The organism is Pseudomonas sp. 91RF (genome assembly GCF_003576265.1).
Taxonomy (GTDB): domain Bacteria; phylum Pseudomonadota; class Gammaproteobacteria; order Pseudomonadales; family Pseudomonadaceae; genus Aquipseudomonas; species Aquipseudomonas kribbensis.
Genome location: NZ_QWFC01000006.1, coordinates 1 through 23,701, shown reverse-complemented (window position 1 = coordinate 23,701; position 23,701 = coordinate 1). Strand labels below are relative to the sequence as shown.

Annotated in this window: 26 protein-coding genes and 1 pseudogene; 15 read left to right on the top strand and 12 right to left on the bottom strand. The window is 61.1% G+C overall.

Annotation, left to right across the window (positions count from 1 at the left end; all coding sequences use genetic code 11):
* The first annotated feature begins 71 nt into the window (after positions 1-71).
* Together DXT77_RS00180 and DXT77_RS00175 are read left to right on the top strand one after the other, a co-directional pair.
* Positions 72-1,184, top strand: a complete 1,113-nt coding sequence (locus DXT77_RS00180) for a succinylglutamate desuccinylase/aspartoacylase family protein (protein ID WP_119426139.1) — start codon at positions 72-74, stop codon at positions 1,182-1,184.
* Positions 1,185-1,251: 67 nt separating this feature from the next.
* Positions 1,252-1,968 (top strand): alpha/beta hydrolase, encoded by a 717-nt coding sequence (locus DXT77_RS00175; protein WP_119426138.1) that lies wholly within the window; start codon positions 1,252-1,254, stop codon positions 1,966-1,968.
* A gap of 3 nt (positions 1,969-1,971) precedes the next feature.
* Here the strand turns inward: DXT77_RS00175 and DXT77_RS00170 are convergent, their stop codons facing one another.
* Positions 1,972-2,538 (bottom strand): hypothetical protein, encoded by a 567-nt coding sequence (locus DXT77_RS00170; RefSeq protein ID WP_119426137.1) that lies wholly within the window; start codon positions 2,536-2,538, stop codon positions 1,972-1,974.
* A 212-nt stretch (positions 2,539-2,750) separates the two neighbouring features.
* Here DXT77_RS00170 and DXT77_RS00165 point away from each other — a divergent pair, with 212 nt between their 5' ends.
* Positions 2,751-3,080, top strand: coding sequence for a hypothetical protein (locus DXT77_RS00165; RefSeq protein ID WP_119426136.1), 330 nt, complete (start codon positions 2,751-2,753; stop codon positions 3,078-3,080).
* A gap of 40 nt (positions 3,081-3,120) precedes the next feature.
* On the opposite strand, the gene DXT77_RS00160 is transcribed toward DXT77_RS00165, so the two are convergent.
* Positions 3,121-3,888: a hypothetical protein gene (locus DXT77_RS00160; RefSeq protein ID WP_119426135.1), complete on the bottom strand. Its 768-nt coding sequence runs from the start codon at positions 3,886-3,888 to the stop codon at positions 3,121-3,123.
* A gap of 147 nt (positions 3,889-4,035) precedes the next feature.
* Here DXT77_RS00160 and DXT77_RS00155 point away from each other — a divergent pair, with 147 nt between their 5' ends.
* Positions 4,036-4,575: a chalcone isomerase family protein gene (locus DXT77_RS00155; RefSeq protein ID WP_119426134.1), complete on the top strand. Its 540-nt coding sequence runs from the start codon at positions 4,036-4,038 to the stop codon at positions 4,573-4,575.
* A 76-nt stretch (positions 4,576-4,651) separates the two neighbouring features.
* On the top strand, positions 4,652-5,971 hold the full coding sequence (locus DXT77_RS00150) for an Nramp family divalent metal transporter (RefSeq protein ID WP_119426133.1): 1,320 nt from the start codon (positions 4,652-4,654) through the stop codon (positions 5,969-5,971).
* Here the strand turns inward: DXT77_RS00150 and DXT77_RS00145 are convergent.
* Positions 5,968-6,861 (bottom strand): LysR family transcriptional regulator, encoded by an 894-nt coding sequence (locus DXT77_RS00145; protein ID WP_119426154.1) that lies wholly within the window; start codon positions 6,859-6,861, stop codon positions 5,968-5,970. The two genes, DXT77_RS00150 and DXT77_RS00145, sit on opposite strands and share 4 nt — an antisense overlap.
* An 18-nt stretch (positions 6,862-6,879) precedes the next feature.
* Here DXT77_RS00145 and DXT77_RS00140 point away from each other — a divergent pair, with 18 nt between their 5' ends.
* A complete protein-coding gene (locus tag DXT77_RS00140) occupies positions 6,880-7,578 on the top strand; it encodes an NADPH-dependent F420 reductase (RefSeq protein ID WP_119426132.1) in 699 nt (232 codons plus the stop codon).
* A 179-nt stretch (positions 7,579-7,757) separates the two neighbouring features.
* On the opposite strand, the gene DXT77_RS00135 is transcribed toward DXT77_RS00140, so the two are convergent.
* Genes DXT77_RS00135 through DXT77_RS00125 form a run of 3 tightly spaced genes read right to left on the bottom strand, consistent with a single transcriptional unit; the run spans position 7,758 to position 10,339 of the window.
* Positions 7,758-8,939 (bottom strand): acetyl-CoA C-acetyltransferase, encoded by a 1,182-nt coding sequence (locus DXT77_RS00135; RefSeq protein WP_119426131.1) that lies wholly within the window; start codon positions 8,937-8,939, stop codon positions 7,758-7,760.
* A gap of 11 nt (positions 8,940-8,950) precedes the next feature.
* A complete protein-coding gene (locus DXT77_RS00130; RefSeq protein ID WP_119426130.1) occupies positions 8,951-9,616 on the bottom strand; it encodes a CoA transferase subunit B in 666 nt (221 codons plus the stop codon).
* 24 nt (positions 9,617-9,640) lie between these two features.
* Positions 9,641-10,339 (bottom strand): CoA transferase subunit A, encoded by a 699-nt coding sequence (locus DXT77_RS00125; RefSeq protein ID WP_085708698.1) that lies wholly within the window; start codon positions 10,337-10,339, stop codon positions 9,641-9,643.
* 220 nt (positions 10,340-10,559) lie between these two features.
* Between DXT77_RS00125 and DXT77_RS00120 the strand changes: the two genes are divergently transcribed.
* On the top strand, positions 10,560-11,438 hold the full coding sequence (locus DXT77_RS00120; RefSeq protein WP_119426129.1) for a LysR family transcriptional regulator: 879 nt from the start codon (positions 10,560-10,562) through the stop codon (positions 11,436-11,438).
* Here DXT77_RS00120 and DXT77_RS00115 read toward each other — a convergent pair.
* Entirely contained in the window at positions 11,422-12,270 is an 849-nt protein-coding gene (locus tag DXT77_RS00115) for an NAD-dependent protein deacetylase (protein WP_119426128.1), read from the bottom strand. The genes DXT77_RS00120 and DXT77_RS00115 overlap by 17 nt on opposite strands.
* Before the next feature lie 80 nt (positions 12,271-12,350).
* The gene (locus DXT77_RS00110; RefSeq protein WP_119426127.1) at positions 12,351-13,397 is read right to left on the bottom strand and encodes a class I SAM-dependent methyltransferase; all 1,047 of its coding nucleotides are present in this window, start codon (positions 13,395-13,397) and stop codon (positions 12,351-12,353) included.
* Between the two features lie 1,326 nt (positions 13,398-14,723).
* On the opposite strand from DXT77_RS00110, the gene DXT77_RS00105 reads away from it, so the two are divergent.
* Positions 14,724-15,563, top strand: a complete 840-nt coding sequence (locus tag DXT77_RS00105; RefSeq protein ID WP_119426126.1) for a DUF692 domain-containing protein — start codon at positions 14,724-14,726, stop codon at positions 15,561-15,563.
* Positions 15,556-16,305 (top strand): DUF2063 domain-containing protein, encoded by a 750-nt coding sequence (locus tag DXT77_RS00100; RefSeq protein WP_119426125.1) that lies wholly within the window; start codon positions 15,556-15,558, stop codon positions 16,303-16,305. The genes DXT77_RS00105 and DXT77_RS00100 overlap by 8 nt, the downstream gene beginning before the upstream one ends.
* A gap of 58 nt (positions 16,306-16,363) precedes the next feature.
* On the opposite strand, the gene DXT77_RS00095 is transcribed toward DXT77_RS00100, so the two are convergent.
* Entirely contained in the window at positions 16,364-17,671 is a 1,308-nt protein-coding gene (locus tag DXT77_RS00095; protein WP_119426124.1) for an ATP-binding protein, read from the bottom strand.
* The gene (locus tag DXT77_RS00090) at positions 17,668-18,408 is read right to left on the bottom strand and encodes a response regulator (protein ID WP_085708690.1); all 741 of its coding nucleotides are present in this window, start codon (positions 18,406-18,408) and stop codon (positions 17,668-17,670) included. Before DXT77_RS00090 ends, DXT77_RS00095 begins: the two co-directional genes overlap by 4 nt.
* A 308-nt stretch (positions 18,409-18,716) precedes the next feature.
* Between DXT77_RS00090 and DXT77_RS00085 the strand changes: the two genes are divergently transcribed.
* The 3 genes from DXT77_RS00085 (at position 18,717) to DXT77_RS00075 (ending at position 20,599) form a co-directional block, all read left to right on the top strand.
* Positions 18,717-18,977 (top strand): DUF2790 domain-containing protein, encoded by a 261-nt coding sequence (locus DXT77_RS00085; protein WP_085708689.1) that lies wholly within the window; start codon positions 18,717-18,719, stop codon positions 18,975-18,977.
* Between the two features lie 32 nt (positions 18,978-19,009).
* A complete protein-coding gene (locus DXT77_RS00080) occupies positions 19,010-19,306 on the top strand; it encodes a hypothetical protein (protein ID WP_085708688.1) in 297 nt (98 codons plus the stop codon).
* 78 nt (positions 19,307-19,384) lie between these two features.
* Positions 19,385-20,599, top strand: coding sequence for a cytochrome c biogenesis protein DipZ (locus tag DXT77_RS00075; RefSeq protein ID WP_119426123.1), 1,215 nt, complete (start codon positions 19,385-19,387; stop codon positions 20,597-20,599).
* Between the two features lie 25 nt (positions 20,600-20,624).
* Here DXT77_RS00075 and DXT77_RS00070 read toward each other — a convergent pair whose 3' ends face one another.
* Positions 20,625-21,086 carry a GNAT family N-acetyltransferase gene (locus tag DXT77_RS00070; protein ID WP_119426122.1) on the bottom strand — a complete coding sequence of 154 codons (462 nt, stop codon included), beginning with the start codon at positions 21,084-21,086 and terminating at the stop codon, positions 20,625-20,627.
* Between the two features lie 228 nt (positions 21,087-21,314).
* Between DXT77_RS00070 and DXT77_RS00065 the strand changes: the two genes are divergently transcribed.
* Positions 21,315-21,587 (top strand): DUF4242 domain-containing protein, encoded by a 273-nt coding sequence (locus DXT77_RS00065; protein WP_085708685.1) that lies wholly within the window; start codon positions 21,315-21,317, stop codon positions 21,585-21,587.
* A 33-nt stretch (positions 21,588-21,620) separates the two neighbouring features.
* Positions 21,621-22,433 carry a class I SAM-dependent methyltransferase gene (locus DXT77_RS00060; RefSeq protein WP_119426121.1) on the top strand — a complete coding sequence of 271 codons (813 nt, stop codon included), beginning with the start codon at positions 21,621-21,623 and terminating at the stop codon, positions 22,431-22,433.
* Positions 22,434-22,541: 108 nt separating this feature from the next.
* Here the strand turns inward: DXT77_RS00060 and pcsA are convergent, their stop codons facing one another.
* Positions 22,542-23,264, bottom strand: a complete 723-nt coding sequence (pcsA, locus tag DXT77_RS00055; RefSeq protein ID WP_085708683.1) for a phosphatidylcholine synthase — start codon at positions 23,262-23,264, stop codon at positions 22,542-22,544.
* 261 nt (positions 23,265-23,525) lie between these two features.
* On the opposite strand from pcsA, the pseudogene DXT77_RS30015 reads away from it, so the two are divergent.
* Positions 23,526-23,612 (top strand): annotated as a pseudogene (locus tag DXT77_RS30015) (DUF533 domain-containing protein); the annotation flags it as partial.
* Positions 23,613-23,701: the final 89 nt, after the last annotated feature.

Here is a 23,701-nt window from a genome sequence, read left to right as displayed (position 1 = left end):
GATTTATCCTGTCAGCACATTTTCAATGCAGTCGCTGTCTGGCAGCGACTACAGAATTTCCGGAGTTCCCCATGCAACGCATCGATCATGTTCTGCCCTGGAGCCACCTGGGCAGCGAACGCTCCCTCAGCGTCTTCCGTTACGGCGCCGGCCCGCGCAAGGTCTACATCCAGGCCAGCCTGCACGCCGATGAGCTGCCGGGGATGCGCACCGCGTGGGAACTGAAAAAACGCCTGGCCGAGCTGGAAAGCAACGGTCAGTTGCAAGGCGTGATCGAACTGGTGCCGGTGGCCAACCCGATCGGTCTCGATCAGCACGTGCAAGGCAGTCACATGGGCCGTTTCGAGCTGGCGAGCGGCAAGAACTTCAACCGCTCCTTCGTCGAACTCAGCGCCCCGGTGGCCGCGCGTGTCGGCGATCAGTTGGGCAGCGATGCCGAGGCCAACATCCGCCTGATCCGTCAGACCATGGGCCAGGTACTCGACGAACTGCCGGCCCCGGCTTCGCAACTGGAAGCGCTGCATCGCCTGTTGCTGCGCCACGCCTGCGAGGCAGACGTCACGCTGGATCTGCATTGCGATTTCGACGCGGCGATTCACATCTATGCGTTGCCGCAACACTGGCCGCGGTGGCAATCCCTGGCCGCGCGCCTGAAGGCCGGTGTGGCGCTGTTGTGTGAAGACTCCGGCGGCAGTTCGTTCGACGAGTCGTGCTCCACGCCGTGGCTGCGCTTGGCGCGGATGTTCCCTGAGGCGGCAATTCCACCGGCCAACCTCGCCACCACCCTGGAGCTGGGCAGCATGGGCGACACCCGGGTCGATCAGGCCCAGGCCAATTGCGAAGCGATTCTGGGTTTCCTCGCCGAGCAGGGCTTCATCAGCGGCGAATGGCCGAAGGCGCCGGGCGAATGCTGCGAAGGCATGCCGTTCGAAGGCACCGAATACCTGTTCGCCCCACACCATGGCGTGGTGAGTTTCCTGCGCGATGCCGGTGAATGGGTCGAGCGCGGTGATGCGCTGTTCGAAGTGGTCGATCCATTGAAGGACCGCGTGACCACCGTACGCGCCGGCACCAGCGGCGTGCTGTTTGCCATCGACCGTGGACGCTACACCCAGCCGGGCACCTGGCAGGCTAAAGTGGCGGGGCGTGTGCCGATTCGGGCGGGCAAACTGATCAACGACTGATGACCCCATCTTCCGGATCGCAGTGTTAGGCTCTGCCCCGACCCCTGCACTGTGTGAAGGAAGGCTTATGTTGAAGGTGTTTGCTCTATTGACCCTCCTGGCGTCCAGCGCCGTCCATGCTCAAACCTCGCTGCAAACCGATCTGCCGCTCAACTACCTGGCCCAGGTTCACCCGGACGCGGAACAGCGTCCGCTGGTGGTGTTTCTGCACGGCTACGGCAGTAACGAAGCCGATCTGATCGGCATGAAATTTCAGCTGCCCAAGCAGTACAACTACCTGTCGGTGCAGGCGCCGATGGCGTTGGGGGAAGGGCGTTTCCAGTGGTTTCGCAAGAAGGGCGACGGTGCCTACAACGGCGAGACCGATGATCTGAAGGTTGCCAGCCAGAAACTGCGGGCCTTTATCGCTGCGGCGGCGCAGAAATATCACGCGCAACCGGACAAGGTTTACCTGATCGGTTTCAGTCAAGGCGCGATGATGACGTATGAGGTGGGGCTGCGGCAGCCGGCGGCGGTCGGTGGCATCGCCGCGTTGAGCGGGCGGGTGTTGCCGGTGCTCAAGGGTGAGCTGAAGTCAGAGCAACAGCACCCGCCGCTGGCGATCTTTATCGGCCATGGCACGGCGGATGACCGCGTGCCTTACAGTGGTGGCACAGCGGCCAAAGAACTGCTGGAGACGCTGGATTACAAACCGCAATTTCATGCCTATCCCGGCGTCGGCCACAGCATCAGCGCGGCCGAGCTTCGGGATTTGAACGACTGGTTGCAGCGACTCAATCCCTGAGCATCATTTTTCCTTGAGGATGGTTTTCACCAACGCATCGTGACCGCTCTTGTCGCTGGCCCGGGAAATCACTTGGACCAGCGCCATGTGCGTGCCGGAGCCTGCGATCAGCGTGGTGTTGAGGGTCTTGCCGCCGCCCTGGGTCGCGGTGCTGTCCACCTGGCGCAGGCCGAGGCCGTTGCCTTTTTGGGTCAGGCTTTTCTCGCTGAGTTTGTTGAAGTCCGGCAGCCCCTTGCGCTGGGCGTCGATGAAGTCGGCCACGGTGCCGTCGAGAAACGCACTGTCGTTGTCCTTGACGTTGTTGCCTTCGGGAATCTGGTTTTCGGCGGTGATGACCACCGTCTTGGTGGCGTCATTGGTGAACATCGTGCCCTTGGCACCGGTCGGGCCGGTCGGCAGCGGGTCGCCGACAAAGCCTTTGGGCAGGACAAAACTGAACTTGCCGTCGAGCATCGAGACTTTCTCGGTGACAGCCTTCTCTTTGGCCTTGGCTGCCTGAGCATTGAGGGCGCCGAAACCGGCCACTGCCGCCAGCAACAGGACGACGGCTTTCTTGCTAAGCAATGACATTCGAATCTCCGAGGGATGGTCGCGCTTGGGCGGCGATCATCCCATGCGAAGTCAATGCACTCCAGTACGGACCATCTGATATCCGGACTTTTGGATGACAGCAATTCAACCGTCTGTCTGAACTGTCATTTCTGACAGGTGCTCGACATGGAGTGGTTATCGTAAAAGATCTTGCGGGACCCAAGTCGCGAGACATTCAGGAGCAATCGGAAATGGCCAGTGAAAAAATTACAAATGTGGAAGTAAAGTACAAACGAGGCAACGAGTATGAACCCGAGTTATTAAAAGTTACGGGACTCGGCCCCGAAGATGGTCGGGGAGATTTTGGGCCGGGGAAAGTTTATTACCAGGCTGGCACCAACTGGATTGCGTTTGCCAAGTGCTATGTTGGCGCTTATGACCATGGAGCTCCGGCCATGATCGAGAATGTCCAGAAAACCAGCGATATTCCTCAAGGGGTTCACAACGTTACGGTTGCGCTGGATAAAGACGGGCCGACCGGTATATCTGCTTCAGATCCGTTGCCAGTCGATTTTCAATAAGTTTGAGAACGCCTCAAACAAGGTACCTGGATCAATGGTTTCAGGTACCTTTTACTTCCGGGCGCATCGCGAGCTGTTTGGTAAAGACCAGCATGGCCAACGAGGTCGCTACTCCCATTGCAAACCCCGCCCAGCCAAACTTCGGCAGCGCAATCGCCAACACCAGACAAAACGCCGAAAACGAATACATCCCCGTCGCCGTCGCCCGCAACAACGCAGCGGTAAACGCCGGGCCACGGGTCTGCTGGGAAAACACCGCCATCACGCTGCCCAGCACCGGGAACACCGCGAGCAATCCGCTCCAGCGCTCGCCGACGGTGCTGGCCAGCATCGTCACCACCAGCGTCAACGCCGCGCCGGCAATCATCCGCCAGATCAGTTTGTCCGACTTCGGCGCCGGCCCACTGACCACAGGTTGCACCTTGGGGAACAGGTAGGGCGCGGCAAGGAGGGCGGTCGCGGCAGCGGCGATGGAGAAGGGCAGCGACGCCGGAATCAGCGACAGGATCAACGCCAATACTGCCCAGACCGATAAAGAAACAATCAACGCCAACGGCCAGTTCGCTCGCTGCGCCACCTGCGCGTACGTGACGCAAAACGCGATCATCGCAAACATGGCCGACAGCGCCGCGACCGCCGATTGCGCGGCAAACGCCGACCCTTGCTCGATGGCGAGGAAAAACAGAATCGGCCCGACCACCACCGGCAACCCCGACAGCCACCCGGCGACGCTGGGACCCCAACGCTTGCCGGCCAGAGAAATCAGCAGCAGGAAACCGGGAATCAGCAGCAGTTTGAGGATCAGCACGCAGGTGTCTCCATCGGGTCAATGTGGGCCACGTTAGCATTGTCGTTAATGGATTACTGCATATGTATGCAAAACATGTATACAAAATGCTGGGCGTGAGAGCCGACTATGCTCTGACTATCAGGGTTTACCGGAGTCGATGCCGCGATGAGCAGAACACCGAAGGTGTTGCGTGGATGCTGCGGAATCGGCTTGTGGGCGCTGTTGCTGACGCCGACCTGGGCCAGTTGGCAGGACGCGGTGCCCGGCGCGCAGATCATCGGCACCGGGGATTTCAGCGTGTTCGGTTTCGACATTTATAACGCCCGGTTGTGGAGTGCCGCGCGTCCATTGGCCGATGGTCAGCCTTTCGCCCTGGAGTTGATCTACCGGCGAAATGTGTCCCGCGATGATTTGGTGAAGGCCAGTGTCAATGAGATCAAACGCCTGGCCGGTTCTTCCATCAGCCCGGCGCAATTGGCGGTGTGGCAAGCGCAGATGCAGCAATCGTTTGTCGATGTGCAGGCCGGCACGCGGATTACCGGGGTGTATCTGCCGGGGCAGGGCGCGCGGTTCTTTGTCGGCCAACAGTTGCAGCACGAGATCGACGACCCGCTGTTCGCCCGGGCGTTTTTCGACATCTGGCTCGACCCGCGCACGCGCAGCCCAGAGTTGCGTCAGCAATTGCTCGGCACTGCCAAACCCTGAGCGCAGCACATCTGCTCTTGGGCGCGTCGACTGAAACGTCTAAGCTGCGCCTTTCGACTTGTTTCTGGATGTGTGCGTGAAATTCAGCTTGCCCAAAATCGCCACCGCGCCGTTCTGCCCGCCGGAAGTGGCCGGCAGCGTCCCGGTTGATCCGAATGCCTCGTTCTTCAAACGCGTGCTGCGTTTTGCCGGCCCGGGTTTGCTGGTGTCGATCGGCTACATGGACCCGGGCAACTGGGCCACCGCCATCGAGGCCGGTTCGCGTTTCGGTTACAGCCTGTTGTTCGTGGTGTTGCTGGCGAGTCTGGCGGGCATGGTTGTGCAATGCCTGTGTTCTCGGTTGGGCATCGCCACCGGGCGTGATCTGGCGCAGCTGTCCCGTGAACGCTACAGCACCCCGATGGCACGGCTGCAATGGGTGCTGGCGGAAATCTCGATCATCGCCACCGACCTTGCGGAAGTGCTCGGCTGCGCACTGGCGTTTCACTTGTTGCTGGGGTGTTCGTTGACCTTCGGCATCGCCCTCACGGCGTTCGATACATTGCTGGTGCTGGCTCTGCAAAACCGTGGTTTCCGCAGGCTGGAAGCGATCATGCTGGTACTGGTGGGCACCATCGGCGTGTGCTTCTTCGTCGAGCTGCTGCTGATCAAACCGTACTGGCCGGACGTTGCCCAAGGTTTCAAACCGTCACTGTCGGCGATCAGCGATGCGGCGCCGCTGTACCTGGCCATCGGCATCCTTGGCGCCACGGTGATGCCGCATAACCTGTACCTGCACACCTCAATCGTACAAACGCGGCTGATCGGCCAGAATCTGGCGAGCAAGCAGGATGCAGTGAACCTGGCGCGCATCGACACCATCGGCTCGCTGGCGCTGGCGTTGCTGGTCAACGCGGCGATTCTGATTCTCGCGGCGGCAGCCTTTCATCAATCCGGACACTCCGACGTGGTGGACATCCAGGACGCCTACCACTTGCTCGATCCGCTGGTGGGCGGCGCGCTGGCCAGTGTGCTGTTCGGCGTGGCGCTGCTGGCGTCGGGGCAGAGTTCGACGTTCACCGGCACCATTGCCGGACAAGTGATCATGGAAGGTTATCTGAACCTGCGAATTCCTTGCTGGCAGCGACGCCTGATCACCCGTGGGCTGGCGCTGATTCCGGCGTTCATCGGCGTGTGGCTGATGGGTGACGGCGCGGTGGGCAAGTTGCTGGTGCTGAGCCAGGTGGTGTTGAGCCTGCAGTTGCCGTTTGCGTTGTATCCGCTGATTCGCATGACCAACGACAAACAGCTGATGGGGCCGTTTGTGAACCGGATGCCGACCCGGATTCTGGCTTGGGGACTGTTTGTGGTGATCAGCGGCGCCAATGCCTGGCTGATTCTGCAGCTGGCCGCCTAACGGCCGAAGGCATCCACCACAAAATCAATGAACACCCGGGTCTTGGCCGGCATCAAGGTGCGACTCGGGTAGTACAGCGATATCGCCCCGGCATCGCAATGCCAGTCGGGCAACAGCCGCACCAGTTCACCACACTCGATCTGCACGCTGACATCGGGCAACACCAGCATCGTCACGCCGAGGCCCAGCAGCGCAGCCTTGCGCATGGCCATCGGATCGTTCAGCACAATATTCGGATTGAGCAGGGCGCTGGCCTGTTCGCCAGCGTCGTTGTGCATCTGCCATTGGCGGATGCGTCCTGTGCGCAGGCCGCGCATGACAATGCCCTGATGATCGGCGAGGTCTGTCGGATGCCGGGGCAGGGTGCGTCCGGCCAAATACGTCGGTGACGCCACTGCCAGTATTTCAGCCGATGCCAGTCGCCGGGAAACCACGCCGGGCGTCAGCTCGAACCCGCCGCCAATCGCCACGTCATAGCCCTCGGCGATCAAATCCACCTGACGATTTTCGAAGTGCCATTCCGGGCGGATCAACGGATAGCGCGCCAGAAATTCCGGCAGCAGCGGCAGCATGTGATCGATGCCGAACGTCGGCGGCAGGCTGATCTTGAGCACACCCGCCGGCTCGCCGCGCTCGGTTGTCACCGCTGCAATCGCAGCCTGTAAGGCGTCGAGATTGCCTCCGATGCTCGCCAGAAAACCTTCACCGGCCTCGGTCAGCGACAGCTTGCGGGTCGAGCGCTGAAACAGCCGCACGCCAAGGTTGCGCTCCAGGATCGCCACGTTGCGGCTGACCGCAGCCGGGGTCAGCGCCAGCAACCGGGCGGCAGCGGAGAAGCTGCCGGTTTCGGCGCTGCGGACGAAGGATTCGAGATTGGCGAGGGTTTCCATGATTTCGACCTGATAGCAATGCTTGAAGATCATTCAAGGCATTACCGGCTAATCAAGTTGGAATGGCAAGCGCAAGATTGGTTTCGAGTCTTACCCCACTTTGAGGAACACACCATGAGCACTATCGGAATCATCGGCGCTGGCGCCATCGGTTCAGCGTTTGCCAAAGCCTTGTCGCGTCAGGGCATCCCGTTGGTCATCGCCAACAGTCGCGGGCCGGAGACCTTGGCTGATCTGGTCGCAGAACTCGGCCCGACCGCCCGCGCCGTCACCCGTGAAGAAGCCGCCGCCCAGGACATCGTGCTGGTCGCGGTGAACTGGTCGAAACTGCCGACCGCACTGGCCGGGCTGCCGGATTTCGGCGGGCGGATCGTCATCGACGCCAACAACTCGATTGAAGCGCCTTCGTTCAAACCGGTGAATTTGCAGGGGCGGCCGTCCAGCGAAGTGTTCGCTGAATGGGTGCCGGGTGCGCGGGTGGTCAAGGCGTTCAACCATCTGCTGGCGCGTTTGCTGGAAGCGGATCCGGCGTCGGAGGGCGGCAAGCGTGTGCTGTTCCTGTCCGGAGATGATGCGCAGGCCAAGGCTGAAGTAGGTGCGTTGATCGATCAGCTCGGCTTTTTCGGGATCGACCTGGGCGAGTTGAGCGTGGGTGCGCGACTGGTGCAGTTCCCGGGCGGGCCGTTGCCGGTGCTGAATCTGGTCAAGTTCGCCTGATTCAATTGCTGCACCCAAAACCAAAGTGGGAGCGAGCCTGCTCGCGATGACGCCGGTTCAGTCAACATTATTGTTGAAGGTAAGGCCGCTATCGCGAGCAGGCTCGCTCCCACAGGTTTTGTGGCAGACAGCGAGCGGATGTCGTGGATCCACCCGCTGTCTGTTATTGCTCTTTGCGTTTAAGCGCGTTCCAGCGCCAGGGCCACGCCTTGACCGCCGCCGATGCACAGGGTCGCCAGACCCTTTTTCGCATCACGCTTGATCATTTCGTGCAGCAGGGTCACCAGCACGCGGCAACCCGATGCACCGATCGGGTGACCGAGGGCGATGGCGCCGCCGTTGACGTTGACCTTGTCCAGATCCCATTGCAGATCCTTGGCCACCGCCAGGGATTGCGCGGCGAAGGCTTCGTTGGCTTCGATCAGGTCGAGTTGGCCGATGCTCCAGCCCGCCTTGTCCAGGCAGCGGCGGGTGGCCGACACCGGGCCGATGCCCATGATCGCCGGGTCGACGCCGGCGTTGGCGTAGGCGGCGATTTTCGCCAGTACCGGCAGGCCCAGGGCCTTGGCTTTTTCGGCGCTCATCAGAATGACCGCGGCGGCGCCGTCGTTCAGCGAAGAAGCGTTGCCGGCGGTGACGCTGCCGTCCTTCTTGAAGGCCGGACGCAGTTTGGCCAGGGATTCGGCGGTGGTGTCGCCCCGTGGCTGCTCGTCGACCTTGAACGCTACCGGATCGCCTTTGCGCTGCGGGATCAGGATCGGGGTGATCTCATCGACAAAACGCCCGGCCTCGATGGCAGCGGCGGCTTTCTGTTGCGACGCGGCAGCGAAGGCGTCCTGCTGCTCGCGGCTGATCTCGTACTTCTCGACCAGATTCTCGGCGGTGATGCCCATGTGGTAGTCGTTGAACGCATCCCACAGGCCATCGCTGATCATGGTGTCGACGATTTGTGCGTGCCCCATGCGCAGACCGGTGCGTGCGCCCGGCATCACATAGTTGGCCAGGCTCATGTTTTCCTGGCCGCCGGCGATGATCACGTCCGCGTCGCCGCAACGGATCGCCTGGGCGCCGAGGTGCAGGGCCTTGAGGCCCGAGCCGCAGACCTTGTTCAGGGTCATGGCCGGCACGGCGTGGGGCAGGCCGGCCTTGATCGCCGACTGGCGCGCCGGGTTCTGGCCGGCGCCGGCGGTCAGCACCTGGCCCATGATCACTTCATCGACCTGAGCACCGTCCAGACCGGTCTGATCAAGCAACTGGCGGATGACCGCTGCGCCCAGATCCACGGCGGAGACGGTGGCCAGTGAACCCTGGAAACTGCCGATCGCGGTACGCGTGGCGGCAACAATGACGACGTCTTGCATTTTCGAATTCCTCACTCGGCAGCGAACTGCATTTCCGGCACGTGATCCGGGATGATCAGTTTACCAGCGGTTTTGGCGACGATTTCCTCGACGCTGACGCCAGGTGCGCGTTCCTTGAGGACAAAAGCGCCATTTTCGATTTCCAGGTAGGCGAGGTCGGTCAGGACGCGCTTGATGCAACCGGCGCCGGTCAGCGGCAGGCTGCACTGGCTCAGCAACTTGGACTCACCGTCCTTGGACGCGTGGGTCATGATGACGATGATGTTGTCGGCACCGGCCACCAGGTCCATCGCACCGCCCATGCCCTTGACCAGTTTGCCGGGGATCATCCACGAGGCGATGTTGCCTTGCACGTCGACTTCGAAGGCGCCGAGCACGGTCAGGTCGACGTGACCGCCACGGATCATCGCGAAGGACTCTGCGGAGTTGAAAATCGAAGCGCCGATGCGCGCGGTCACGGTCTGTTTGCCGGCGTTGATCATGTCGGCGTCGATGGTGTCTTCCGTCGGGAAAGGGCCCATGCCGAGCAGGCCGTTTTCCGATTGCAGCATGACTTCCATGCCTTCGGGGATGTAGTTGGCGACCAGGGTCGGGATGCCGATGCCGAGGTTCACGTAGAAGCCGTCCTGCATTTCGCGGGCGACGCGTTGAGCCATTTGTTCGCGGGAAAGTGCCATGTTCTTGTTCTCCGTCAGCCTGGATTATTTGCGGATGGTGCGTTGTTCGATGCGTTTTTCGAACGTGCCGCAAATGACCCGGTCGACGTAGATGCCGGGGGTGTGGATCTGCGACGGATCCAGCTCGCCGGGTTCGACGATTTCTTCGACTTCGACCACGGTGATCTTGCCGGCGGTGGCGGCCAGCGGGTTGAAGTTCTGGGCGGTGTGGCGGTAGATGACGTTGCCGAAATGGTCGGCCTTCCAGCCTTTGACGATGGCGAAGTCGCCGGTGATGGATTCTTCCATCAGGTACTTGCGACCGTGGAATTCACGCACTTCCTTGCCTTCGGCAACCGGGGTGCCGACGCCGGTAGCGGTGAAGAAGGCCGGAATGCCGGCTCCGCCTGCGCGCATTTTTTCGGCGAGGGTGCCTTGGGGGGTCAGGACGACTTCGATGTCGCCCTTGAGCAGTTGCTCTTCGAACAGTTTGTTTTCGCCAACGTAGGAGGCGACCACCTTGCGGATCTGGCGGTCGGTCAGCAGCACGCCGAGGCCGAAGCCATCCACGCCGCAGTTGTTGGAGACGACGGTGAGGTCGCGGGTGCCCTTGCGCTTGATCTCGGCGATCAGGTTTTCCGGAATGCCGCACAGACCGAAGCCGCCGGCGATCACGGTCATGCCGTTTTCAAGGCCCGCCATGGCTTCCTCGTAGGAATACACGCGCTTGTCGAAACCTGCCATATGCACCTCTTTTATTGTTTGTCGGGCGGCTGGCTAGCCGAATGACTGGAGTGTCTCGCTGGTGGATATATTTGTTAAGTTGATTTTTAAGGTTGATTGATTGATAAAGCTCAACAGTTGGCTTGGTTCTCTGTTCCCACGCGGGAGCGTGGGCAGGATCAAGAAGTGCTCGCCGTCGTCGGCGGGTGGATGTCAGCTTAGCCGTTGGAGCGACACGATCATGACCATCAAGCAGATCCGCGCCTTTCTCGCCGTGGCCCAGAGCCTGAGTTTCGCCGTGGCCTGCGAGCGCCTGCACCTGTCGCAGTCTGCGCTGAGCCTGACCATCAAGGCGCTGGAGGAGGGACTGGGCGGGCGCCTGTTCAGCCGTAACACGCGCAACGTGGCGCTGACCCCGGAAGGGGAATCGCTGCTGCCGCTGGCCCGGCGTCTGATCGCTGACTGGGACAACGCCGAAGACGAAATGCGCCAGCGCTTCAGTCTGCAACGCGGCCGAGTGACATTGGCGGCGATGCCTTCGTTTGCCGGCAACCTGCTGCCGCCGATCCTCAAGACCTTCCGCGCGCGTTATCCGAACGTCAACGTCACGGTCAACGACGTGATCAACGAGCAAGTACTGGAGATGGTCCGCGATCGTCAGGTCGAACTCGGCGTGGCGTTCGAGCCGTTGCAGAACACGTCGCTGACCTTCACACCTCTTTATAAGGACCGCTTCGTCGCGGTAGTGCCACAGGATTCACCGCTGGCCCGGCGCACCGACATCGACTGGCAGACCTTGCTGCAGGAACCGTTCATCACCCTGCAACGCCCCTCGACGGTGCGGGTGATGCTTGAGGAACACCTGCAGGCCCGGGGCATGAAATTGCCCGTGGAATTCGAAAGCCATCAACTGGCGACGGTCGGGCGGATGGTCGCCAGCGGGCTGGGCGTCAGCGCGGTGCCGGCGTTGTGCGCCGAGCAGATGCGCGAACTGGGGGCGCGCTGTCTGACGTTACGTGAGCCGGTAGTGGAGCGGGCGATTGGCGTGTTGACTGATTCCGGGAATGAATTGTCGGCGGCGGCGCAGGCGTTGTTCGACATCCTCAAGGCTGAGCATTGAGGCGTTGTGTCAGTAACGGCAATAGCTGTTCGCAAGACGCCTCGATCTTCACATCCAGCAACTCATCCGCCCGGGTCTTCCCCAGATTGATCGCAATCAGCGGCTTGCCCCGATCCGCCATCACCCGGCACAGGCGAAACGCCGAATACGCCATCAACGACGACCCGACCACCAGCATCCCGGCGGCATTCTCTGCTGCCGCCATGGCTCGCGCCGCCGTCGGTTGCGCCACGTTCTCGCCGAAAAACACCACATCCGGCTTCATCCGTTCGCCTTCGCAATGCGGACAATGCGGCACTTGAAAACGCGCTTCAAAAGCCGGGTCGAGCAGGGTATCGCCGTCCGGCGCCTGCACCGCATCGACACCCGCCAGATACGGGTTCTGCGTCTCCATCAATTGCTGAATCGAATCCCGCTCGCTGCGCCGGCCACAATCCAGGCACAACACCCGATGCAGGCTGCCGTGCAGTTCGATGACATCGTGACTGCCAGCCTGATCGTGCAAGGTGTCGACATTCTGGGTGATCAACCCGCCTATCCGCCCGTGGCTTTGCAGGCTGGCCAGTGCCTCGTGAGCTGCATTCGGCTGCGCCTGGCGTACGCGTGGCCAGCCGAGCATCGCCCGGGCCCAGTAGCGACGGCGTGACTCGGGTGCCGACAGAAATTCCTGATACATCATCGGTTGCCGGCCCCGGCGCACGCCGTTGGTGTCGCGGTAATCGGGGATGCCGGACGGCGTACTGATGCCGGCGCCGGTCAGCACCACGAAATCGCCGTCGGCCATGGCCTGTTGCAGGTAATCGAGATGTTCGTGTAGGGGGCGGTCGAGCATGGTCAGCGCTCCGCAGGCTGTGAGTGCCTTGCAGGTTAGCACTGCCGGGCGCCTCTTATGGAGGCGCCCGGTACCGACTTTTATTTGCGTGCTTCCAGAATCAGGTTGAACGGCGTCTGCGTCGCCCGCCGGAACTGCTTGAACCCGGCTTCGCTGAACACTTTGCGCAAACGCATCTCGCCAGCTTGCGCACCGAGCCCCAGGCCCACTTCCTGGGACAGCGAGTTCGGCGTGCAGATGAACGTCGACGCTGCATAGAACAGCCGCCCGACCGGGTTGATGTTGTCGTCCAGCGTGTCGTTGGCGAAGGGTTCCACCAACAACACCGTGCCGTCGTCCATCAGGCAATCGTAGGCATGCCGCGCCGCACCGACCGGGTCGCCCATGTCGTGCAGGCAGTCGAAGTAGCAGATCAGGTCGTAATCATCGCCGGGAAAGCTTTTCGCCGTGCCCTGGAAAAACCGCGCCCGGCTGCTCACTCCGCCTTCTTCGGCCCGCTGGGTGGCGACACTCACTGATGGCGCGTGATAGTCGAATCCGACGAAACGCGAGTTGGGATAGGCCTGGGCCATGATCACCGTGGAGGCGCCATGACCGCAGCCGACATCGGCAACCTTGGCTCCTTCTTCGAGTTTGGCCACCACGCCGTCCAGCGCCGGCAGCCATTCGGCGATCAGATGCCCTTTGTAGCCAGGGCGGAAGAACCGCTCGGTGCCGGTGAACATGCACGGATGGTGATCGCCCCAAGGCAGGGCGCCGTTGCCGCGCATGGCTTTGACCAGTTTGTCCTTGTCGTGGAAAAACGACGCCACAACGCCGAGGCCGCCGGCCACATAGACCGGCGAATCTTCCTTGGCCAGGGCCATGGCTTGTTCTTCCGGCAGGCGGAATTTGCCATCCAGGTGTTCCATGTAGCCGGACGCCACGTGGGCGCTGAGCCACTCGCGAACCAGTCGGGTGTTGCAGGCGGTTTTTTCGGCGAGGGTTTCCGGGGAGATCGGCTGGCTGTCGGCCATGGCCTTATACAAGCCAAGTTCTTCGCCGACGATGACATTGGCCAGCATCGCCGCGCCGCCCATGTCGTTGACCAGTTTGCCCATGAATTCGTTGAGTCTGGCCTCGTCCATGTCATGTGCTCCTGTCAAGGATCACAGTCCGGTGGTGATGGGGGTCGAGGCATTCACCACCGGGCGGTGGTCGTGGAAACGGGCAGGGCGACACTGCTGTCCTGCGTCCCCCTCGACTGGGTACTGATTGAGTCTAGTCGGTGTTGGTGCCGGTGAAAGCGGGCTGTGTGGATTTCGAGCTTTGTATCGCTGTGTATTGCGACGATGCGCTCTCCCACTTTAGCGTGGGCTCCCGAATTTTCCGCCGATGGTTCCTGTCCGGTGCGGAACGGTGCAACTCAGGTCGATTTTGCTTTTTGAGCCAGGACAGAGCACCTGCCCATGCCCGCCAGGAGCAAACGACGAGCGAAAAAAAACCGCCTTGCGGGCGGTTTTTTAGCAAGCCTCAGATTGCGGCTGAGGCTTAGTGCGTCTCACCGGAAGCACTGGCGTGGGGGCATGTTATTGAGCTTTTCCTATCCTTGCAATGTAATTTTTACCCGCCATGAATAGGTGTATTAGAGATCCTCGGCAGTGATTTCAGTACCTGAAGTCTGAGAGCAATGCTGACAGAAATAACGGTTTACAAAAGATGCGCTTTTTTCATTTGAGAATCACTGGGCCGAGACTTGCGACCTGCGATTACAGGTTAACATGCTCGCGCTCACACCCTGGTGCAGCGGTAGGGGTTGGCTGGTGGCCTAACGGTTTCACGCCCTCTGACACGGTTTTGCATCCGTGCCGGAATGATGGTTCGGAGGGATTTCAACCGGCCGCCTCACCGGAAGTACTGGCGTGTTCTTCCAAAAGCACGCGTGGTCCGGTAAGTGCGCTGGAGGTTTGGCCCCCAACCTTGGAGGCCAAAACGTATGAAGCTTTTGTTGCGTACGTTGAGCCTCGTATGGAGATTGTTGAAAGCGTTTCGCTTTTACGAGTTCCTACGAGATCACTTTGACGACCTGAAGTAGCGGTCGTTGATGTGGGGAAAAACCCGTGGCAGTTTCGGCTGGTACGGGTTTTTTTTTGGTTTCTTTAATCTGTCAAAAATAATAATTCAATTAGCTGATTCTCTTGCGAAGGTAGGCCATTTCGTCGGCATCTGTAGGTGTCATCCGGAAGCTCTTCGGCCTGTCAGGTACCGGGGCGGGCTTCAAACGTCGCCTGTTTGGTAGAAGGCATGCCGTTTACAAAGAGGGTAGCGGCTCTGTATCCCATTGTGTACAGACCTGCCGCCGATACAAAACCCGCCATTTCCTGCGCATCGCCCACACAGCCGCGATACACCCTCCGGTTTAACTGGGCCTCTCGGTCGCCACTGTCGGCGGCTCTTTTGCAGAGGTCTTGCCCATGCAGATTCCCCACCCCACCTTGCAGGCCAGCGTCGGGCTCGGCCTGCGTCGCGGCTTGATGAAAGATCTTCAAGCCGCCCGCACCGGCGATTTCGACTTTCTCGAAGTCGCCCCGGAAAATTGGATCGGCGTCGGTGGTGCCCACGGTGCCGCGCTGCGTGAACTGGCCGAGCGTTATCCGTTGTCCTGTCACGGCTTGTCGTTGTCGCTCGGCGGGTCGGCGCCGCTGGACGCCGATTTCCTTCGGGAAGTCCGGGTGTTTCTCGATCATTACAACGTGCCGCTGTACAGCGAGCACCTGAGTTATTGCAGCGACGACGGTCACCTCTATGACCTGCTGCCGCTGCCGTTCACCGAAGAGGCGGTGCACCACGTTGCCGCGCGGATCCGTCAGGCCCAGGACATTCTCGGCCGGCGCCTGGCAGTGGAAAACGTTTCCTATTACGCCGCCCCCCGGCAGGACATGGACGAGGTGACCTTCACCAATGCCGTGCTGCGCGAGGCCGATTGCGACCTGCTGCTGGACGTCAACAACGTCTACGTCAACTCGATCAACCACAGCTTCGACCCGCAGACGTTTCTGGCCGGGATCGAGCCGGGCCGGGTGGTCGGGATGCATGTCGCCGGGCATTTCGACGAGTCCGACACGCTGAAGATCGACACCCACGGCGCCTCGGTGAAACCGGTGGTCTGGTCGCTGCTGGCTGATGCCTACGCACGCTTTGGCGCCCAGCCGACCTTGCTCGAACGCGACTTCAACTTCCCGGCCTTCGCTGAGCTGGTGGCCGAATTGCAGATCATTCGCCGCTTGCAGAATGAGGGAGGTCAGCGTGGATAAGCTTGAGCAGCAACAACAGGCCCTGACGCGCTATCTGCGCGACCCCGAGAACCAGACGCCCCCGGCCAACATGAATGCGGCAAGGGTCAATGTCTATCGCGACCTGGTGTTCAACAATGTCTCGCAACTGTTGGGCGGGACCTTTCCGGTGCTGATCCGGATCATCGGCCAGGCGCGCTGGCGCGCCCTGATTCGCGGCTTCCTGCGGGACTACCGCGCGCAGACGCCGAAATTCGGTGAGATCGCCGAGGAGTTTGTCGGTTACCTCGCCTCGGAGCCCGCCGTGTTGAACGCGGGTGAGTGGCCGGCGTTTCTGGTGGAGCTGGCGCATTACGAGTGGGTGGAGATGGTGTTGCAGCAGTCCGACGCCGAACCGCTGCCGGCCAGTGATCCTGCATTGTTGCTGGAACGGCCATTGCAGGTTTCGGCGCTGGCCTGGCCATTGGCGTATGCGTGGCCGGTGCAGATCCTCAGCCCTGAATATCAGCCGTCAACGCCACCCGCCCAAGCAACCCTGTTGCTGGTGCGGCGCGCGGCGGATTTCAGTGTGAAGTTTTCCGAGCTGAGTCCGTTGGCGTGGCGGTTGTTGCAGCGGATTGGGGAGTTTCCTGCGCTGAATGGGCGTGAGCATCTGGAAGGGCTGGCGATGGAGGCTGGATTGCCGGGAACCGCGTCGTTCATGGACAGTGGTTTGGCGCTGTTGCAACAGATGCATGAAGACGGTGTGATCGGAATCAACTGATCCCACCAACAAAAAAGACCCGGGGAGCACGATGGCTCCCCGGGTCTTTTAGTTTGTCTCAGGTCTGAAGCGGCAGCTTCAACTCCGCGCACAATCCGCCACCTTCACGGTTGCTCAGATTCAGCGAACCACCCAGCGCCATCGCCAGTTGCTGGGCAATCGCCAGACCCAGGCCGGTGCCGCCGGTGCTGCGGTTGCGTGAGTTTTCCACGCGATAGAACGGCTCCATTACCTGGGCCAGTTCTTCTTCGGCGATGCCCGGTCCGCGATCCATGACCTTGATCGACAGGCCGGTCTTGTCCCGTTGAATCAACAGCTCGGCAGCGCCGGCAAACTTCAGCGCGTTGTCGGTCAGGTTGACCAGCACCCGGCGCAGGGCGTGGGGACGGGTGTCGATCACCGCTTCGCTCTTGCCGCTCATCTGCACTTCTTTGCCCATGTCCTGGTAGTCAAAGACCAGGCTGTCGAGGAACGAATCGAGGTTGGTGCGCCGGCTTTCTTCGGTCGAACCGTGGATGCTGCGCGCATAGGCCACGCCTTCACGCACCAGATGTTCCATCTCGCCGAGGTCGTTCCACAGTTTGTCCTTTTCCGCCGAATCGTCCATGAACTCCGCCCGCAGTTTCATCCGGGTGATCGGGGTCTGCAGGTCGTGGGAAATCGCTGCCAGCAACTGCATGCGTTCTTTCAGGTACGCGGCGATCCGCGCCTGCATGGTGTTGAACGCACGGGCGGCGTAGGCCACTTCGTTCGGACCCTGTTCATCCAGATTGATCGGATGGGCGTTGGGATCAAGGGTTTCCACCGCATTGGCCAGACGGGTGAGCGGGCGGATGGCGATGCGTACCGCCAGCCAGGTGCAGGCAATCATCAACGCCAGTTGCCCCAGCAGCACCACCGGCAGCCATGGCGACAGCGGCACCATTGAAGGTCGCACGTCGATGGTCACCGGGCTGCCGTCGCTCAGGCGCAGGTGGCCCTGAAAGTGTTTTTTCGGCCCCGGAATGTCGGTGAAGGTCAGCGGGTAGGCTTCGCCGATGGCGTCGGTGATCGAGGTGACCGCGATCGGCACTTCGCCGGCACCGATCGGTGTACCCGGCTCGCCCTCGCTGAGCAGGTAACCGTAGTTGGGCCGGGCCAGACGTTCGAGCCACATCGGACGCTCGTCGGCCGGCAGGCGGTCGAGGATCGCAATCGAGGTCGAAACGTCGGTTTCCAGGTTGCCGAGCATGGTGTTCTTCGCGCTTTCGTAGCGCTCGTAATACTGCGCGCCGAACGACAGGGCTTGAGCCAGGATCAAGCCGATCAGAAAAATCAGCGACAACCGCGAGGCGAGGGTGCGCGGCCAGTGCAGAGCCACCTTCATGCCGGGGCTCCGAGGATTTCCACCGGCAGCGAGAACACGTAACCCTCGCTGCGCACGGTCTTGATGTAGGCCGGTTCCCTGGCGTCGTCGAGCAGACGCTGGCGCAGACGACTGACCAGCAGGTCGATGGAGCGGTCGAACAAATCGGCGTCACGGCCCTGGGTCAGGTTGAGCAACTGATCGCGGCTCAGTACCCGTTGCGGATGATCGAGGAACACTCGCAGCAAGCGATATTCCGCGCCGCTCAAGGCAACCATGGTGCCGTCGGTGTCCAGCAGATGCCGGGCCGAGGTATCGAGCTGCCAGCGACCGAAAGCCAGCAAGCGACCGCTCTCGGTGACCACCAGATTGGGCGGCAGCATGCGCGTACGGCGCAGCACCGCGTTGATCCGCGCCAGCAGTTCGCGGGCGGCGAAGGGTTTGGTCAGGTAATCGTCCGCGCCCATTTCCAGGCCGATGATGCGGTCGGTCTCATCGTTGCGCGCGGTGAGCATCAAGACCGGCGTGGCCTTGTGTTTGCCGGCGCGCAGTTCGCGGCACAGCAGCAGGCCGTCATCGCCGGGCATCATGATGTCGAGCACGATCAGGTCGACGGTGTTGGCTTCCAGAAAACTGCGCATCTGCCGGCCATCGGCGACCACGGTGGTACGCAGGCCGTTCTTTTTCAGGTAATTGCCAACCAGTTCGCGAATCTCGCGGTCGTCATCGACGATGAGAATGTGATCGACATGATCCATGGAGCCAAACCTCTATCAAGTGGGGGAATGTCTCGCAGTCTATAGAGCCCGCGCGGGCTCGCCTGCCTGCCTTTGTATTGCAGTGTATCTGCCGCAACGACGGATACATGTGGACGCAAAATCAGGATTTTTTCAGGGTTTTGTATCGCTGTGTATCCCCCGGCGGGCGAGATACGTAGCGATTTATACCGGCCGTTTTCCGACACAGACGGGATACCTCGCGAGCTTTAAATGAGCTCCATCGAGGCACACCACAGCGCCTCGGCTCAATCAACCGATCTACCCATTGAAGCCCTGAGGAAAACGCCATGACCAACAAATCCGTAATCGCCGCTTGCCTGTTCGCTGCCCTGAATATCTGCACCCTGTCGGCCCGCGCCGAAGCCGTTGCCCCGCAAACCTACACCTACGGCACACATCTGGATATCCAGAAAGTGATCTCGATGAAAGAAGACAAATCGATGACCTGCGGCATCGTCGACGCCCGCATGACCTACCTCGATTCGGCCGGTCAGACCCGCGTGCTCGACTACAGCAAATTCGCCGACGGCTGCGACAACCAGAACTGATCCGCCACCCACTGACTGAAAGGAAGATTGCCATGAACAACGTATCGCGTTTCTTGACCGCCATTGCCTTCTCTTTTGCCGGTGTCGCGGCTCACGCCAACAGCGCCGTCGAGCAGAGCAGCTGCGCCGGCAGCACCTGCTTTCAGCTGAGCCCGGTAGCGAAACAGGGCAGCGATGCCTTGATCGCCGCCGACGGCGCCAGCCACACGCCACAAGGGCAGATGGTCGCGGCAGACGGCTCCAGCCACACACCACAAGGCCAGATGGTTGCCGAAAACGGCGCCAGCCGGACCCCGCAAAGCCAGTGGCTGGACAGCCAGAACGCCTGAGCCTCCGTGTGTGTCTGCCGGTGAACGGCAGACACCTCTTTTATCGGCAGACCGCCCATCCTTCAAGAGGTGAACCTCATGTTCCTTATCGCTTTCCTGGGCGGTCTGTTGACTGTCCTCAGCCCCTGCATCCTGCCGGTGGTGCCGTTTCTGTTTGCCGGCGCCGACCGCACACGCTCTTCGATCCTGCTGACCCTCGGCGGCATGGCCCTGACTTTCGCCCTGATCTCCAGCCTTGCGGTGGTCAGCAGCGAGTGGGTGATCCAGGCCAACAACACCGGCCGACACATCGCGCTGATCGTGATGGTGCTGTTTGCGCTGTCGCTGATTTCCGCACGCATCGGTGACTGGCTGGCGCGGCCGTTCGTGTTGCTCGGCAATCGCCTGGATCCGGACACTCGCAAGAAGGCCGGCCCCATGGGGTCGGTGATGATCGGTGTGGCCACCGGTCTGTTGTGGGCGCCGTGCGCCGGCCCGATCCTCGGCGTGATCCTCACTGGTGCCATGCTGCAAGGCGCCAGTGCCCAGACCAGCCTGTTGCTGCTGGCCTACGGTGCGGGCAGTGCGCTGTCGCTGGGGACGCTGATTTTCGCCGGTCGTGGCCTGGTCAACCGATTGAAACCGTCGATCCCGTTCACTGGCTGGTTCCGTCGTGGCGCGGGTGTCGCCGTGCTGGCGGCGGCGGTGGTGATTTCCACCGGTGCCGATCGAACCCTGCTGGCCGGTACATCGTCCGAGGGCGTCGCCAGTGTCGAGAAAAACGTGTTGGAAAACGCGCCGAAAGTGATCGATTACTTCATCAGCAAAGTGCGCGCGGATTCGACTTCGGACGAGCAGAGTAAAGGCGCGATGCCGTCGCTGGCCGGTGCGGTGCAATGGCTGAACTCACCGGAGCTGAACGCCGAGTCCCTGCGCGGCAAAGTGGTGCTGGTGGACTTCTGGACCTACGACTGCATCAACTGCCAGCACACGCTGCCGTATGTGAAGGATTGGGAGAAAAAGTACGGCAAGGACGGCCTGGTGGTGATCGGCGTACACACCCCGGAATACGGTTACGAGCGGATCATCGACAACGTCAAGGATCAGGTGAAAAAACTCGGCATCACCTACCCGGTGGCCATCGACAACAACTACGCGATCTGGCGCAACTTCGACAACCAGTACTGGCCGGCGCACTACCTGATCGATGCCAAGGGGCAGGTGCGTTACACCCACTTTGGCGAAGGTCGTTATGAGGCGCAGGAGCAGATGATTCAGCAATTGCTGAAAGAGGCCAAGGCACCGGCAGCCTGAAGCCTGAACCGCGGACATCAATGGCTCACAGGTCGCGCACCATGAGCCATTGTTCGTTGTCCCAGGCTTGAAAACGCTCCAGCACGGTCCAGCCGCGTTTGGCGTAATAATCCTGCTTGTTCTGCGTGTGCAGGTAGAAGCGCGGCAGGCCTTGTTTCCTGGCTTCCCCGGCAATGCCTTCTGTCAGTTTTTCTGCCAGACCCTGCCCGCGAGATTCCGGACTGACCAGTACACACGCCAGCCAGGGCCCCAGATCCGGTCGTTGCGCAAGATCTGCACGCGCCAGTGCCGCGCCACCGAGCAGACGCTCGCCGTCCAGTGCGATCAGGCAGCGCCAGTCACCATTGGTTTGTCCTTCGGCAAACTCCCGTTGCCATTCGGTCAGCGGCTGATCGGCGTATTCGTAGTGAAACTGGCGGTGGATCCACTCGGCGTAGGTGTTGCTGTGTTGCATGTGTTCGGCGAGCCATACGAGGCGCAATGACATGTTCGGATTCCATTCACGGGGCAGGTCTGCATGAAAGCCGATCCGCCTGCGTATTGGCAATCCCGGGCAGTGTTTCGAGCGCTTTACAAAATCCCGCCACTCATCGGCGAAGTCCCGGTTTACGGGGCTCTCCAGACGATTGGCAAGGACGGCGCACAGTCTCGGGACGATAGTGAAAGAGCAGGGCTGTATCCGCTCTGTCACTGATAAAAAGAAAGCGAGGTTGCCATGCCGAAATTCGTGATTGAACGCGAGATTCCAGGGGCCGGAAACCTGTCGGAGCAAGAACTCAAGGCGGTATCGCAAACGTCCTGTCAGGTGTTGCGTGAACTCGGGCCGCAGGTGCAGTGGCTGCAGAGTTACGTCACCGCCGACAAGATCTACTGCGTGTACATCGCCCCTGATGAGGAGCTGGTGCGCGAGCATGCGCGGCTGGGTGGATTCCCGGCCAACAGTGTGTCCCGGGTAATGAGTGTCATCGACCCGACCACCGCCGAGTGACGCCCGGTCCAGCCTGTCTTGGAGCGCCTGTTGATGAGCACCCCCATCGATCTCAATGCCCTCAAGGAACGCCAGAAAGTCGCCTGGGCCAGCGGCGACTATGCCGTGATCGGCACCACCTTGCAGATCGTCGGGGAAAACCTCGCCGAAGCCTGTGATTTACGCTGCGATGAAGAAGTGCTGGACGTCGCCGCCGGCAATGGCAATGCCACGCTGGCGGCGGCGCGTCGGGGCTGTCGGGTGTTGTCCACCGATTATGTCGCGGCGTTGCTGGAGCGTGGCCAGGATCGGGCGCGAGCCGAACATCTGGATGTGACCTTCCAGGTGGCCGATGCCGAAGCGCTGCCGTTTGCCGACGCCAGTTTTGATGCCGTGCTGTCGACCTTCGGGGTGATGTTCGCCCCGGATCAGGCCAAGGCTGCGCAGGAACTGGCCCGGGTCTGTCGTCGTGGCGGGCGGATCGGTCTGGCCAACTGGACGCCGGAAGGCTTCGTCGGCCAGATGTTCAAGACCCTCGGTCGCCATCTGCCACCGCCGACCGGTGCGCAACCGCCGTCGAACTGGGGCGCGGAAGCCTGGCTGCATTCGCAGTTCGATGAGCGCCGGTTCCTGATGCAAGTGACTCGCCGCCACTTCAATTTCCGTTATCGCTCGGCGGCACACTTCATCGACATCTTCCGCCACTGGTACGGGCCGGTGCACAAGGCGTTCGCGGCGCTGCCTCCAGAGAGCGGGCAGGCGCTGGAAGGAGATCTGACGCAATTGATCGACGGGCTGAACCGGGCAGGGCCGGAGTCGATGGTGGTGCCGAGCGAGTATCTGGAGGTGGTCATAACCAAACGTTGAACACAAACCCATGTGGGAGCGAGCCTGCTCGCGAATGCAGACTGACATTCAACATGTTTGTGGACTGACATACAGCATTCGCGAGCAGGCTCGCTCCCACAGGTTCTTCTACTTCAGATGGGCACTGTCAAACCACTCCAGCGCCGTGCGCCAGATGCAGATGCCGAGGAAATAAGCCGATGCCAGCAGCCACAAACCCATCACCAGCGGGTTGATGACCGGGTGGTTGAGCACCAGCGACAGGCTGCACAACAGCCAGATCGCCGTCACCGCGATGTTGATGGGCATGAAGCGGCGCACACGGAACGGGTGCAGGAATTTCATCCGGGTGATGGTCAGCAGCGCCAGACCGATCACGGTCAGGAAGGTGATCCACGGCCCCGGCGCGATGATATACAGACACAGCGCAACCACGTTCCACGCGGCGGGGAAACCGACGAAGTAGTTGTCCTTGCTCTTCATGTTGACGTTGCAGAAGCAGAACAGCGACGACACCAGAATCAGCGACACCGTCAGCAGCAGGGTGTAGTCGGGCAGGGGAATGTAGCGGTAGATGAACAGTGCCGGAATGAACACGTAGGTCAGGTAATCGATCACCAGATCGAGGATCGATCCGTCGAAACTCGGCAGCACCGACTGCACGTTGACCTTGCGCGCCAGCGCTCCGTCGAGGCCGTCGACGATCAGCGCCACGCCCAGCCACATCAGGCAGTGGGTCGGCTGGTTTTCCAGCAGGGCGAGGGTGGCGAGGAAGGCGGTGACCACGCCGGTCGCGGTGAAACCATGGGCGCCCCAGGCCTTGAGCCTGGCGATGTGGACGGTCGATATCACAGGGGCGTTCTCCAGAAAGTGAAGCAAGCCGGGAATCACACTTGAGCAACAAGGGTGGCGGCCAACCGGGTCGGGTTTGCAGCTATCGACCGGTCGGGCCGGGATAAGGTTCATCCTTCATGAATCTTAGCTGGCCGGGAAAATTTTTCGACGCTGAAATCGCTTCCCCGCAGCAGCGTCAGCCCAACGGTGCTGGCGCAACTCGTGCGCAGGTCTATCGTTGCCTGACGCCGTTACGCTTTTGCCTGAGGATGACACGTCATGAACACCAGTGATTTGCTCGAACAACTGCTGCGAGGCCAGGCCTCGGCGGGACAACAAAGTGGCGCCTCGGCCGGCGATGGCCTGGCCTCGCAGCAGTTGTTCGAGCAAATCACTGGTGTTCATGACGTGTCATCCTCAGGCAAAAGCGTAACGGCGTCAGGCAACGATAGACC

Coding starts and splice junctions, on each gene's coding strand:
- DXT77_RS00180 (WP_119426139.1), top strand. CDS start 72: ATGCAACGCATCGATCATGTTCTGCCCTGGAGCCACCTGGGCAGCGAA.
- DXT77_RS00175 (WP_119426138.1), top strand. CDS start 1,252: ATGTTGAAGGTGTTTGCTCTATTGACCCTCCTGGCGTCCAGCGCCGTC.
- DXT77_RS00170 (WP_119426137.1), bottom strand. CDS start 2,538: ATGTCATTGCTTAGCAAGAAAGCCGTCGTCCTGTTGCTGGCGGCAGTG.
- DXT77_RS00165 (WP_119426136.1), top strand. CDS start 2,751: ATGGCCAGTGAAAAAATTACAAATGTGGAAGTAAAGTACAAACGAGGC.
- DXT77_RS00155 (WP_119426134.1), top strand. CDS start 4,036: ATGAGCAGAACACCGAAGGTGTTGCGTGGATGCTGCGGAATCGGCTTG.
- DXT77_RS00145 (WP_119426154.1), bottom strand. CDS start 6,861: ATGGAAACCCTCGCCAATCTCGAATCCTTCGTCCGCAGCGCCGAAACC.
- DXT77_RS00140 (WP_119426132.1), top strand. CDS start 6,880: ATGCTTGAAGATCATTCAAGGCATTACCGGCTAATCAAGTTGGAATGG.
- DXT77_RS00135 (WP_119426131.1), bottom strand. CDS start 8,939: ATGCAAGACGTCGTCATTGTTGCCGCCACGCGTACCGCGATCGGCAGT.
- DXT77_RS00130 (WP_119426130.1), bottom strand. CDS start 9,616: ATGGCACTTTCCCGCGAACAAATGGCTCAACGCGTCGCCCGCGAAATG.
- DXT77_RS00125 (WP_085708698.1), bottom strand. CDS start 10,339: ATGGCAGGTTTCGACAAGCGCGTGTATTCCTACGAGGAAGCCATGGCG.
- DXT77_RS00120 (WP_119426129.1), top strand. CDS start 10,560: ATGACCATCAAGCAGATCCGCGCCTTTCTCGCCGTGGCCCAGAGCCTG.
- DXT77_RS00115 (WP_119426128.1), bottom strand. CDS start 12,270: ATGCTCGACCGCCCCCTACACGAACATCTCGATTACCTGCAACAGGCC.
- DXT77_RS00110 (WP_119426127.1), bottom strand. CDS start 13,397: ATGGACGAGGCCAGACTCAACGAATTCATGGGCAAACTGGTCAACGAC.
- DXT77_RS00105 (WP_119426126.1), top strand. CDS start 14,724: ATGCAGATTCCCCACCCCACCTTGCAGGCCAGCGTCGGGCTCGGCCTG.
- DXT77_RS00095 (WP_119426124.1), bottom strand. CDS start 17,671: ATGAAGGTGGCTCTGCACTGGCCGCGCACCCTCGCCTCGCGGTTGTCG.
- DXT77_RS00090 (WP_085708690.1), bottom strand. CDS start 18,408: ATGGATCATGTCGATCACATTCTCATCGTCGATGACGACCGCGAGATT.
- DXT77_RS00085 (WP_085708689.1), top strand. CDS start 18,717: ATGACCAACAAATCCGTAATCGCCGCTTGCCTGTTCGCTGCCCTGAAT.
- DXT77_RS00080 (WP_085708688.1), top strand. CDS start 19,010: ATGAACAACGTATCGCGTTTCTTGACCGCCATTGCCTTCTCTTTTGCC.
- DXT77_RS00075 (WP_119426123.1), top strand. CDS start 19,385: ATGTTCCTTATCGCTTTCCTGGGCGGTCTGTTGACTGTCCTCAGCCCC.
- DXT77_RS00070 (WP_119426122.1), bottom strand. CDS start 21,086: ATGTCATTGCGCCTCGTATGGCTCGCCGAACACATGCAACACAGCAAC.
- DXT77_RS00065 (WP_085708685.1), top strand. CDS start 21,315: ATGCCGAAATTCGTGATTGAACGCGAGATTCCAGGGGCCGGAAACCTG.
- DXT77_RS00060 (WP_119426121.1), top strand. CDS start 21,621: ATGAGCACCCCCATCGATCTCAATGCCCTCAAGGAACGCCAGAAAGTC.